General features: G+C 32.5%; 11 protein-coding genes. 1 reads left to right on the top strand and 10 read right to left on the bottom strand.

What is annotated here, in order from left to right; translation table 11 throughout:
• The first annotated feature begins 219 nt into the window (after positions 1 to 219).
• Positions 220 to 1,044 carry a 23S rRNA pseudouridine(2604) synthase RluF gene (rluF, locus tag AC1RRN_RS13585; RefSeq protein ID WP_492967796.1) on the top strand — a complete coding sequence of 275 codons (825 nt, stop codon included), beginning with the start codon at positions 220 to 222 and terminating at the stop codon, positions 1,042 to 1,044.
• A gap of 55 nt (positions 1,045 to 1,099) precedes the next feature.
• On the opposite strand, the gene AC1RRN_RS13580 is transcribed toward rluF, so the two are convergent.
• The 10 genes from AC1RRN_RS13580 to AC1RRN_RS13535 all read right to left on the bottom strand — a co-directional run bounded on the left by AC1RRN_RS13580 (position 1,100) and on the right by AC1RRN_RS13535 (position 12,656).
• Positions 1,100 to 1,846 carry a LytR/AlgR family response regulator transcription factor gene (locus tag AC1RRN_RS13580; protein WP_492967795.1) on the bottom strand — a complete coding sequence of 249 codons (747 nt, stop codon included), beginning with the start codon at positions 1,844 to 1,846 and terminating at the stop codon, positions 1,100 to 1,102.
• A complete protein-coding gene (locus tag AC1RRN_RS13575; protein WP_492967794.1) occupies positions 1,839 to 3,590 on the bottom strand; it encodes an ATP-binding protein in 1,752 nt (583 codons plus the stop codon). Before AC1RRN_RS13575 ends, AC1RRN_RS13580 begins: the two co-directional genes overlap by 8 nt.
• A 5-nt stretch (positions 3,591 to 3,595) precedes the next feature.
• Positions 3,596 to 4,072 (bottom strand): hypothetical protein, encoded by a 477-nt coding sequence (locus AC1RRN_RS13570; protein WP_492967793.1) that lies wholly within the window; start codon positions 4,070 to 4,072, stop codon positions 3,596 to 3,598.
• A 264-nt stretch (positions 4,073 to 4,336) separates the two neighbouring features.
• Positions 4,337 to 5,731, bottom strand: coding sequence for a DUF4153 domain-containing protein (locus tag AC1RRN_RS13565; protein WP_492967792.1), 1,395 nt, complete (start codon positions 5,729 to 5,731; stop codon positions 4,337 to 4,339).
• Positions 5,732 to 5,790: 59 nt separating this feature from the next.
• Positions 5,791 to 6,081 (bottom strand): winged helix-turn-helix domain-containing protein, encoded by a 291-nt coding sequence (locus tag AC1RRN_RS13560; RefSeq protein ID WP_492967791.1) that lies wholly within the window; start codon positions 6,079 to 6,081, stop codon positions 5,791 to 5,793.
• A gap of 8 nt (positions 6,082 to 6,089) precedes the next feature.
• Positions 6,090 to 6,719 (bottom strand): hypothetical protein, encoded by a 630-nt coding sequence (locus AC1RRN_RS13555; RefSeq protein WP_492967790.1) that lies wholly within the window; start codon positions 6,717 to 6,719, stop codon positions 6,090 to 6,092.
• Positions 6,720 to 7,050: 331 nt separating this feature from the next.
• Positions 7,051 to 7,977 carry a magnesium transporter CorA family protein gene (locus AC1RRN_RS13550; protein ID WP_492967789.1) on the bottom strand — a complete coding sequence of 309 codons (927 nt, stop codon included), beginning with the start codon at positions 7,975 to 7,977 and terminating at the stop codon, positions 7,051 to 7,053.
• 391 nt (positions 7,978 to 8,368) lie between these two features.
• A complete protein-coding gene (locus AC1RRN_RS13545) occupies positions 8,369 to 9,256 on the bottom strand; it encodes a bifunctional 5,10-methylenetetrahydrofolate dehydrogenase/5,10-methenyltetrahydrofolate cyclohydrolase (protein ID WP_492967788.1) in 888 nt (295 codons plus the stop codon).
• A gap of 129 nt (positions 9,257 to 9,385) precedes the next feature.
• The gene (gene ffh, locus AC1RRN_RS13540) at positions 9,386 to 10,738 is read right to left on the bottom strand and encodes a signal recognition particle protein (RefSeq protein WP_042565987.1); all 1,353 of its coding nucleotides are present in this window, start codon (positions 10,736 to 10,738) and stop codon (positions 9,386 to 9,388) included.
• A gap of 238 nt (positions 10,739 to 10,976) precedes the next feature.
• A complete protein-coding gene (locus AC1RRN_RS13535; RefSeq protein WP_492967787.1) occupies positions 10,977 to 12,656 on the bottom strand; it encodes an MBOAT family O-acyltransferase in 1,680 nt (559 codons plus the stop codon).
• Between the last annotated feature and the right edge of the window lies 1 nt (position 12,657).

Here is a 12,657-nt window from a genome sequence, read left to right as displayed (position 1 = left end):
AGGTTCAAAGGTGCAGAGGTTCATAGCCACAAAGGTTTTACACAAACTTGTCATCCTGAGGAACGAAGGATCACACTCGTAACTCGACAAAGATTGGCGATTATGCATGCGGAATTTCTAGTGTGATCCTTCGTTCCTCAGGATGACAAAACGGTATGAAAATCTAAAGTCTAAAATCTAAAATTCTAAGAAGTCTAAACTTTTGCCTACTTTTGCAGTATGGAAGAGAATTTAAAACGTCTAAATAAATTTATTGGAGAAACCGGCTATTGTTCTCGTCGTGAGGCCGATAAATTAATTGAAGAAGGACGCGTGACAATAAATGGAGTTGTACCGGAAATGGGAACGAAAGTTTCTCCAGATGATGAAGTACGTATAGACGGAAAGTTAATCGTGGAGAAACACGAAAAGTTAGTTTATTTGGCTTTCAACAAACCTGTTGGAATTGAATGCACGACGAATCTTGAAGTTCGAAATAATATTGTGGATTATATCAATTACCCAAAACGTATTTTCCCGATTGGAAGATTGGACAAAGCCAGTGAAGGATTAATTTTTATGACCAATGACGGTGATATTGTAAACAAGATTTTGCGCGCCAGAAACAATCACGAAAAAGAATATACGGTAACCGTAAACAGACCAATTACAGATCGTTTTATAGAACGAATGGGAAATGGAGTTCCGATTTTAGATACTGTTACCCGAAAATGTAAAGTAGAACAAATCAGCAAATACACTTTCAAAATTATATTAACACAAGGTCTAAACCGTCAAATTCGTAGAATGACCGAATATTTAGGTTATGATGTAACGGCATTGAAACGTATTCGAATTATTAATATTTCGTTGGATGTTCCGGTTGGACGTTACCGCGATTTGACTGATGATGAAATCAAAGAATTAAATCAGTTGATTGAACCTTCGAGCAAAACGGAAGAAGCGAGTTTGCCCAAAGTTGAAAGTCCTAACCAAGCTTCAAACAGAAGAACAACATTTATATCTAAACACGATCCCCGATTTAAGAAAAAAGGAGATTATTAAAATCATAAACAGCCACTTTTAAATTAAGTGGCTGTTCTATTTTTAAGTAAGTCTATTATTTTAACACCCGAAATTTACTGACAAAGTCTTTGTATTTTTCGCTCAGCGTAACTTTAAAATTTCCTTGCAGAACAATCAAATTATCACTCAAAACAATTTCAATAATTTTATTTGAGTTCACAATATAATTACGATGTGTCCGGATAAATTTTACAGGATCTAAAAGCTCTAAAATTTTGGTTAACGATATTAGAATTACAAATTTTTCGGTTTCTGTAATTATATTACAATATCTGTCTTCAACTTCAACATATGAAATATCTTCTGTTCTTACTTTTTTGAGCGCTTTATTTTTCTTTATAAAAAGATATTTATCACTCATTACCGCATTTTGATTTTTGCCTGTAAAAACATTATTCTGTCCGTAGAATTTCTCAATTGCCATTTCCAACGCATATAAAAGTTCTAATTCGTTGTACGGTTTTAATAAAAAACTAAAGGGACGAGTGAGTTTTGCCCTGTCAAAAATTTCGCGTTCTCTCGAATTGGTTAAAAAAACGAAAGGTCGCAATGCATCAGGAACAGTATTAAGTGTTTCTGCAAATGATATGCCGTCTGGCTTGCCGTCTAAGTAAACATCAATAACAACGAGATCGACTACATTATTATAGAACAATAAAAGGGCTTCATTATAAGTAGTTGCAACGCCAACGACAGTATAGTTATTCTCAATAAGCACTTTAACCAGCCTGTCACTTTCTGAAAAAGTATCTTCGATAATAAGTATATTGATATTATCCATGATTTTTAAACTTTGGTAGTATTATAATAATCTTAGTTCCAACATTTTCTTCACTTTCTATTTCTAGTTTTCCTTCATTTTTATGAATCAGGCTTTTACACAACTGCATTCCTAATCCAGTTCCTATTATATCATCATTTTTCTTTTTTGAAAGCAGAATAGTTTCTTTTAAGAGCTCTTCCTGTACTGACTTATTCATGCCAATACCCGTATCTTCAACAACCAGATAACAAAACTCTTCTGATGAAGTACGGCTATAAATCGAAATTTTTCCGTTTTCTTTTGAAAATTTAATTGCATTGTCTAATAGATTTCTGATTATAATTTTCACAGAATCCAAATCTGCAAATACATAATCTTCAGTCGAGACATTGTTTTCGAAATTAATATTTTTGTTTAGCATTAGTGGTTTGTAATTGTATTCTACATGTTGTACAACAGTCGCTAAATGAAGTGATTCCTGAAAAAAATAGGCTTTTTTAGTTTGTAATAATGCCCAATTAAGTAAATTATCTAATAAGTTATAAGCGCCATTAGCAATTGTACTATTATGATGTAATAAAACATCGAGTTCAGTAAAATTTTTGTTCTCGAGATTTTCTATTAATTTATTATTGCTCATTTTCAGAGCATTTACCGAAGATCGTAAATCATGACTCACAATAGAAAATAATTTATCCTTTGTGGCATTCAATTCATCCAGCTCATTTTTCTGAGCGAGAATAATTTTATTATTCTTAGTTTTTTGTTGGTAAAAATAAACTCCGGTTCCAAACAAAACGAAAAGCAAAACCGAAGAAATGAGAAAACCATTTCTTTCGGCCACTTTCACTTTATTTTCTGCTGCAAGTACATCAACTTCTTTTTGTTTTTGTTTTACGGCAAATTTCTTTTCAAGATCTGCAATTGCCCAAACTTTATTCTGGTCGTTTAAGGAATCTTTCCAGGTTTCGTATTCTTTTCTGTAAACTAAAGCGAGCTGAAAATTTTTTCTGTTTTCTTCTACAGCTGCCATATTTTTTGCAGCCATCCTTTTAATCTCAAACGATTTTACTTTTTTAGAAAGAATATAGGCTTTCTCAAAGTAAGGTATTGCCTGATTATCTTTATATTGTACGTAATACAAATTAGCAAGAAGCAGATAAGACTCTGCAAGCAATAAAGTATCTTTTTGAATCTCTTCTAATTTAGAATTTTGAATTAAATACGTTTCTGCTTTTTGAAATTTATTAAGATGTAGGTAACAGGAACCTATATTTTGTAAAACAGCACTTTTTTTGAAATCATAAGTGCTTTCAGGTAATTTTTCGATACTATTAAAATACTGTAAAGCAATTTCAAATTCATTTTGTTCTAATGCTATTTCTCCTAAAAAAAAGTTTACATTATTATAAAAAACAAATTTCTTTGAAACCAATTTTAATTCATTTTTTGCTTCGTTGAAAAGTGTTTTTCTTAAAAAACTAACCGCTCTAAAATAATGGCAATAGTCATTTAATTCCAGAGTATTGGTCTTACTCAGTTGTTTCATAGAATAAACTAACGTTGAATCCCACTCCTTCTCAAAAAAGAATTTCTGGGCTTTTTCAAAATTAATTTCTTCTTTATATTTAATTATTTCTTTTTTTATTTCGGCCTTCAATAAACCGTCGTTATGTCCTTTTTGAGGAAAAAGGATAAAAGGAAAACAAATTAATAATAAAACAACTAAAAAATTTATTCCTAATTTTTTTTCTTTTAACATCTTAATTATATTGACCTAACAGGCGTTTCTGTGCCTCTTGAAGTTTCAGGATCAGAGTCCCAAAGAAAAGTCTGTATTTTTTCCAGATTAGAGAATCCTCCAATAAAACTGTCACTAGCGTTAAATACTATTTCATAAATGAACAAATCTGCTGATAATTCTTCAGGCATATTGTATACTATAAAAAATTGTAATTGGGGATTCCCTTCAATATCTATATAAGTATTTTGAAATATTTGATAATGGAGTATTTCATTTTCGACAAGAGGTGAATCAACATACACAACAGCTTGTATCTGAAGAGAATTTTCATGTGCATCATAATATGCCTCAACATATGGAGATAAAACCTCTGCCGATTTTGTCTTTTTAAATGTCACACTTCCTATAGAATGAACAGCATCTTTATCTTTAGGAGTAATATCTAGTCCCGGAGGAATAGTTGGTGCATCAATAGCGATATTAATAGTAGATTTTGTCATGGTATTTGTTTTTAGGTTAAACATTATTGATTATTTATATTTTTTAAAAAATATTCTAAGCAAGTAAAAGCAAAAACAAACGGGAAAAATTGTTTTTTGGGAATCAAATATAGTAAACATTTTCCTAATAACTTTTAACAATTTGTAATAACTATATTAATTAACAGTCTGTTATTTCTTTTTTTGAATCCAAAAACCATCATAAATAATTATTAAAAAAAATCCCATTAGCCTTCACTAATGGGATTCCCTGTCTCAACTCAACTATTTCTTCTTGTTTAAAAAATCGTAATATAAAGCTTTCGATAAAAAAGTAGAATTTTGATAAAAATCAATCAATTCTTCTCTTTGCATTTCGGTTTTACCTCCATCTAAATTATTTTGTAAAAAATAGGCTCTTCGAGTGTCATCATTAAAATTCAAACTGCTCAAGAATTGTGGTGTTACCCCTTTATTTACAGCAATATTGTAATTTGTAATTAGATTTCCCCAATTTACATAACTGCAAAGAAGAACCGTTCCATAAAAGTACCAAACCATTTGATTGACCAAATAAGCATTAGTTTTTTGCTTCGTAATTTTTAAAAAAGCATAAACTAAACCAATAATAGCCAAAATAAGAAAAGCGTAAACTCCCAGACGTTTGTAAGTCAGACCAAAAAATGAAATGTATTCTGAATTTTTAATGATGGTACTTACAATCAAAATTCCATTTAAGAAAATCCAGATTTTCGCAAGTGTTTTAAGAAAACTTGCTTTTTTATCAAAATTAAATCCGCCTTTAAAATAAAACATAATTACACCAACTGCCATCAGGATTGAAAAGATAACAGCATTTACTCTTTCATGCGTATCAGCACTCAATTTAGAAGCCTGTGCTGTGACTACTTCAAAAAATTGTTCATAATTGTATGTTGCTATAAAGACCAAAAGCATCAAATTTAAAAGTGCTAAAGTAATTTCGCCACTTCTTCTTTCGAAGTCAATATCGAGAAATGAAAAAGTATTTTGGTTTTTAATTTCAGTTATGTTTTTAAAATCATTATCGAGCAGCTCGTTTTTCTCATAGCAAATTTCCGGTACCCAATAATTCCAAAAACTAAATGAAATATAGAAGCCTGCAATACTTAGTAATAAAAACTGCGGAACATCGATATCCAGTTTATAATCTGTAAATAATGATGAAAAATGGTCGCTTCCAAAAGAATATACTATAAAAAACAGTCCAAGAAAAATAGCCGGAATTACGAAAAAAGCAATCAGTTTTTTTGCAAAATTATTATGGATTTTCTTTTCCGGAAGCCATTGTTTAAATATCCAAATGCGTCCCAGAGAAGTAATTCCGTTTAAGAATACCAATGGAAAAATCTGAATGATTTTTAATTTATTATCCTGAGTTTTAAACTGTAAAAATAATATTGACAGCGCCATAGCGAAAAACGAAGCGGCATCACCGTACCATCCAAAAGCCAGACAAGATAAAACGGATGTGATAACTAAAAGCAAATGTGATCTTTCAGTAAATCGATCCTGAAAGAAATAACAAATAAAACCAGTTAAGACAAGTCCAAAAATAGACCAATTAAGACCTGGATCTTCTCTATAAAAAAGCAGTAAAAAAATCAAACTGCAAACAAAAATAACGTGGTGTTTTTTCATGATTGTTAAATTTAAAAGTACTTTGTATTTCAAAGCAATTAAACAAAAAATTTTGGTTACTAGGATTTCATTAATTTTTCAAGGTACGACAAGTGTTCTTTAAAGGCCAAACGACCTCTTTCGGTAACGCTATAAGATGTTTTGGGCTTTTTGCCAACAAACTCCTTCTTTACTGCAATATATTCTGATTTTTCAAGCGCTGAAGCATGACTGGCCAAATTACCATCTGTAATATTTAATAAAGTTTTCATTTCGGTAAAATCGACCCATTCATTCACCATCAGAATGGACATAATTCCCAATCTGACGCGGCTTTCAAAATCTTTATTTAATTTATCAATAATTCCCATTGCGTGGATTATTTATACTTTTTGAACATTATTAATCCGTACAAGATATGCAAAACACCAAATCCAATGATCCAAAAAACTAAACCATATCCAATTAAAAAAAGAGAAATAAAGCCTAAAATTAATTCACAAAAACCTAAATATTTAATATCAGAGAAAGTATATTTCTCGGCATTAATAAGTGCCAGACCATAAAAAATTAAAGTTGCCGGCGCCACTAAACCATAATTTTGATGGTATAAAAGTGACAAACAAAATACACCTCCAGATATTAATGGAACTGCAAGATTAAACAACATTTTTTTTGTTGCCGAAGTCCAAATTGGCAAATTGTATTTTTTACTTTTTCTGATTGTAAAAGCAGCTCCAAAAACAAATGCACAAATTAAAATAACGATTCCTGTTACAATTAATTCTGAAATCAACTTAGACGGAATGGTATAAACTACATTGTCATAAGCTCCATTGCCAAAATAATCAACTCCATTAATTCTAAATAACTGGTAAGCATATAAACCGCCAATTAAAGCAGAAAGTCCGGCAAAAACTCCTGAAAGCCCGCTTAGGGATATAAATCTTGAAGAGCGCTCCATCATGGAACGAATATGTGCTAAATCTTCTTGGTGCTTCTGATTCATAAATAAAGTACTTTGTACTGCAAAGTTATATTTTATTTTGAATTGACAAGCTAAAAAAGTGATTTTTTATTTATCGCATTAAAATTATACCTAAAAGATTTTGTCCCGAAGCTTCGGAATTGCAGGAAAGGGCGATCTTAACAACTACGAGTCGCGTGAGGGATAGGAGCTGTCCGCCGCGGCGGAGCGGATAGCCCGACCCTATTTGCAAAAGGCGCACATAAGCGGTTTGTTAAATAGCGCCTTTTGCAAATAGGGTCACGCCCAAAGTATGAAATATAAAAGCCCATTCGCAATGAACAGGCTTTTATATTTGTCACTTCTATTTTTATTAAAACCATCTTCTTCTTTTGAATAAAAAGACTCCAAAAGTGGATAGAATTATGGAAACTAAAAGCAAAATCCAGATTCCGTATTTACTTTCTTCTAAACCGTTCGGTACGTTCATTCCGTACAAACTGGCAATTAGGGTCGGAATCATTAAGATGATTGAAATTGAAGTCATCTGCTTCATGATATTATTCATATTATTTGAAATTACAGAAGCATAAGCATCCATCATTCCGGTCAGGATATTGCTGTAAATATTGGCCGTATCCTGTGCCTGACTCAATTCGATTTCAACATCTTCCAGTAAATCTAAGTCATAATTTGCCTTATATGCTTTTAAATTTTTTATACGCTGAAACAAAACATCATTTGCCTTTAATGAGGTTATAAAGAATACCAAGCATTTTTCGATTTGAAGCAAAGCCTGCAGTTCTTCATTTTTGATAGATTTTTCTAAATTATCTTCGGCCAGTTTTATCTTTTGATTGACTTGCTTCAAGTATTTTAAATACCAAACACTCGATGACAAAAGCAATCTTAAAACCCAGTCGAAATTATCCTTAATCTGAATGTTCTTGCGGCGTGAATACAACATAAAATCATGTATGACCTCTGTTTTGTAAAAAGTGATTGTTACACAAATTTCATCTTTAAAAATTACTCCTAACGGAACGGTTTGAAAAGGTAATTTTATGTCATTGCTTTTTATGGGAACGCGCATAATGATTAGCGTCCAGCCGTCTTCTATTTCTATACGCGGTCTTTCATCGACATCTTCAATATCGTTATAAAATGCTTCGGGAATTTGAAGTTCTTGTAGTAAGTATTTTTTTTCTGTTTCTGATGGATCTTCAATGCTAATCCAGCAATTTGGAGTCCATTTTGGTATTTCCAGTAATCCGTTGTTGTTTGTGTAAAAGGCTTTCATTTCAAAATACAGGGTGTTATCGCAGCATTTTGAAAATTTCAAAAGCTACTTTAATTTAATACTAACGAATAATAATCGTCCATTTGGAGAAGTGTTTTTTAAGTGGTGCAAAAGTATCCTTTATTTTTAAGAACCAAAAATTTACACTATTAATTAAATATTAAAATGATTTTTAAACACATAGAAACATAGATATTACAACTGTGAAATAGGCGCTTCACTTTTTTCAAACAAACATAGTGGGAGTTTATAGCTATGTGAGAGAAATTTGTTTCTCTTTGAATTCTTTTATAGAACTTAAATTCTATGTTTCTATGTGTTTAAAAAAATAATTGTGCAATAAAAAAGCCTGTTCATTTGAACAGGCTTTTTTAAGTATTTTGAACATAAATTATTTATTTCTTGCGCTTCGCATTTTTCGTGCTAAAAGTGTATTTTTTAATAACATCGCAATGGTCATTGGTCCTACTCCACCAGGAACTGGCGTAATAAATGATGCTTTTTTGCTTACTTCGTCAAAAGCAACATCCCCTTTTATAACATAACCTTTTGCGTTTGATGCATCGTCTACGCGAGTAATTCCAACGTCGATAACCGTTACTCCTTCTTTTACCATATCCGCTTTCAGGAATTCAGGAACTCCTAAAGCAGTGATTATGATATCTGCATTTTTAGTGAATTCGGCTAAGTTTTTAGTACGACTGTGAGTTAGTGTAACTGTTGAATCTCCCGGATTTCCTTTACGGCTCATTAAAATACTCATTGGACGGCCTACAATGTGGCTTCTTCCAATTACAACCGTATGTTTCCCTGCAGTTTCTACTTTATAACGCTCTAACAATTCCATAATTCCGAATGGTGTTGCCGGAATGAAACTTTCCATTTCAAGCGCCATTCTTCCGAAGTTTGTTGGATGAAAACCATCTACATCTTTATCAGGATCAATTGCTAAAAGAATTTTTTGCTCATCGATATGTTTTGGTAAAGGCAACTGAACAATATATCCATCAAGATTATCATCTTCGTTCAATTCTTTTATTTTAGCTAATAAATCTGCTTCGGTAATATCTTCAGGCAAAGCAACTAAAGTTGAATCGAAACCAATTTGCTGGCAAGATTTTACTTTACTTCCTACGTAAGTTAAACTTGCTCCGTTGCTCCCCACAATAACGGCTGCTAAATGAGGCACTTTTCCTCCGGCTGCTTTTATGGATTGAACTTCGGCTGCAATTTCGTTTTTAATATCTTCTGCTGTTTTTTTACCGTCTAGTAGTTGCATTTCTTTTAAGTTAAATGTTTTATGTTAGAAGTGAGAAGTTAACTGCTTCTCTTTTATTAATATAATTATAAAATTTAAGGTCTAAAATCCCAAGTAACTTGAAACTTTAAACCTTAAACAAAATTTTCTTTATCTCGGCATTCCGCCTGGCATTCCTTTCATGCCTCCCATCATTTTCATCAGGTTTTTTCCGCCCGGACCTTGCATCATCTTCATCATTTTGCTCATTTGGTCGAATTGCTTCATTAACTGATTTACTTGCTCGACTTTCGTTCCGGAACCTTTAGCGATTCTGGCTTTCCTTTTTACGTCGATTATGGCGGGTTTGCTTCTTTCGATTGGCGTCATCGAGTGAATGATCGCTTCAATATGTTTGAAAGCATCATCTTCGATTTCTACATCTTTCATGGCTTTTGAAGCACCTGGTATCATTCCAACCAAGTCTTTCATATTACCCATTTTCTTTACTTGCTGAATTTGCGTTAAAAAATCATCAAAACCAAATTCGTTTTTAGCAATTTTCTTTTGAAGTTTTCTGGCTTCTTCTTCATCAAATTGCTCTTGTGCTCTTTCTACAAGCGACACAACGTCACCCATACCAAGAATACGCTCAGCCATACGATCCGGATAGAAAACATCAATTGCTTCCATTTTCTCTCCAGTACCCACAAATTTGATTGGTTTGTTTACAACCGATTTAATCGAAATTGCAGCTCCACCACGAGTATCTCCATCTAATTTCGTTAAGATAACTCCATCAAAATTCAAGATATCATTGAAAGCTTTTGCCGTGTTTACAGCATCTTGTCCTGTCATTGCATCAACAACAAACAAAGTTTCCTGAGGCTGAATTGCTTTGTGAACGCGAGCAATTTCATCCATCATTTCCTGATCTACTGCCAAACGTCCGGCTGTATCGACAATAACTACATTGAAACCGTTTGCTTTTGCATGTTTGATTGCGTTTTGAGCAATTTCAACAGGATTTTTATTTTCCGGTTCTGAGTAAACCTCAACACCTATTTGATCTCCAACAACATGCAACTGATTGATCGCCGCAGGACGGTAGATATCACACGCTACAAGAAGTGGTTTTTTATTTTTCTTAGTCTTTAAAAAGTTGGCTAATTTTCCTGAGAAAGTAGTTTTACCAGAACCTTGCAATCCTGACATTAAGATCACAGATGGAGTTCCTGAAAGATTAATTCCGGCAACATCGCCACCCATTAATTCTGTCAACTCATCTTTTACCAGCTTCACCAATAATTGTCCTGGCTGAAGCGTTGTTAAAACGTCCTGACCAATTGCTTTTTCTTTTACTTTGGTTGTAAAATCTTTGGCAATTTTAAAGTTAACATCGGCGTCTAATAAGGCACGACGAACTTCTTTTAAGGTATCGGCAACGTTTACTTCTGTAATTTTACCGTGTCCTTTTAATATATGGAACGCTTTATCTAACTTATCACTTAAATTATCAAACATACTATTTTCTTTATTTGAAGTGCAAAGATAATCTAATTAGATATTTCAGGCAATTTTTATTTAACTGCAATTTTGCCACGAAGACACTAAAGCACAAAGTTTTTATTTCACGCAGATTTAAAAGATTTAAGCAGATATTAAAAATCTTTTAAATCCTTTAATCCGTGGCTATAAATTAAAAAGCGCAAAGGATATAAACCTTTACGCCTTTGTAACTTTGCTCCTTTGAACCTTCTAATTAAAATTGGAAATAGATAAACGGCTGTGACCCTGCGACAGCTGTTGCGTAAACAATCCAGTAAACGAAGCCCAGAATTACAGCTTTTAATAACAATGGTGTATTATCGAAAACCCATTTCATTTTGTCTGTGACAACTTCTGGCAAGAAATGCCAAACGTAACCAAACAGCATTAATAAAAATACGTTTTTATAGCCTAAAATTATTGCTTTCCAATTTTCTGGTTCGAAAGTTAACTGGCCGATATTGTTTATCACTTGCAACGCTGTTTCGAAGTCTCTGGCGCGGAAAAAGATCCAGCAGAAAACTACGAAATGGAATGTAATTAAAATGGAGAAGAATTTCCATAACCAGCCTGGACCTTCTTTTTTGGAAGGAAAAAGTTCCATGAAAATTTTATGAACTGCTAATGCTAATCCGTGTAAAGCTCCCCAAACTATAAATTGTGCTCCGGCTCCGTGCCACAATCCTCCTAAAAGCATCGTTGTAAACAAATTAAAATTGGTTACCAACGTTTGGTTTTTCTTCTTTGAAAGCAAAAAGGAAAGACAAAAAACAACAATTGATCCAATAGCTATTGCTAACGGAATAATACTGGTATTGACATTGGTAATTCCCCAAAGCAATAATCCGAAGAAGAATAAACTTGGAAATAAGAATCCGGCGAATGAACCTTCACGATTTCCTCCAATAGAGATATATAAGAAATCCTTAAGCCAGGTTGAAAGCGAGATGTGCCATCTTCTCCAAAAATCAGTAATAGAAACCGATTTATAGGGTGTTCTAAAGTTGGCTGGTAATTTAAACCCTAGCAATAAAGCAATTCCGATTGCCATATCTGAATATCCTGAAAAGTCACAATAAATTTGAATAGCATATCCATAAGAAGCCATTAAATTTTCGAATGAGGTATAACTCATCGGCGTATCAAAAACACGGTCAACAAAGTTTATTGAGATGTAATTTGAAATAACGGTTTTCTTGATTAAACCTCCAATAATCAAAAACAAAGCGTTGTTTACATCTTGCTTTGTAAGGTTTAATTTTTGATAAATCTGAGGCAGAAAGTCTTTCGCTCTTACAATTGGTCCGGCAACTAGCTGCGGAAAAAATGAAACGAAAAATAAATATTCGATATAGTTTTTTGTTGGCTTAATTTCTTCACGATAAATTTCAATAATATAACTCATCGACTGGAAAGTATAAAACGAAATCCCAACCGGAAGAAAAACATCATGCAACTGGAAATTTCCCTGAAACATATCATTGTAAGTTACAATCATAAAATTCATGTACTTGAAATATCCCAATAATCCCAAATTCAAGATTACACTTATTACCAGATATATTTTCTTTGTACTGTCTTTTGTTGCTTTAAAAATGATTTGGCTTAAGCCATAATCTACAACTGAAGAAAGTAATAATAGTAAAAAGTAAATTCCGCTTGACTTATAATAAAAGAAAAGCGAGAACAGAATAACATACGTTAATCTCAAATAAAATGTCTTGCGTAAAAAGCCATACACAAAATAAAAAACCAGAAATAAACCTAAAAATAAACCGGTATTAAACAATAATTTTTCGTCGGGATTATAAATAAACCAACTTTTAGCCTGCTCTAAAGTAACTTCCCCAAAGTTTTGAACAAACCAATTATTTATGCTATCAATTGTAATCAAC

It is taken from the genome of Flavobacterium sp. GW821-FHT11G01 (genome assembly GCF_058808175.1).
Note: the sequence above shows the minus strand (reverse complement) of the source record. Positions and strands in the feature narration are given on the sequence as shown.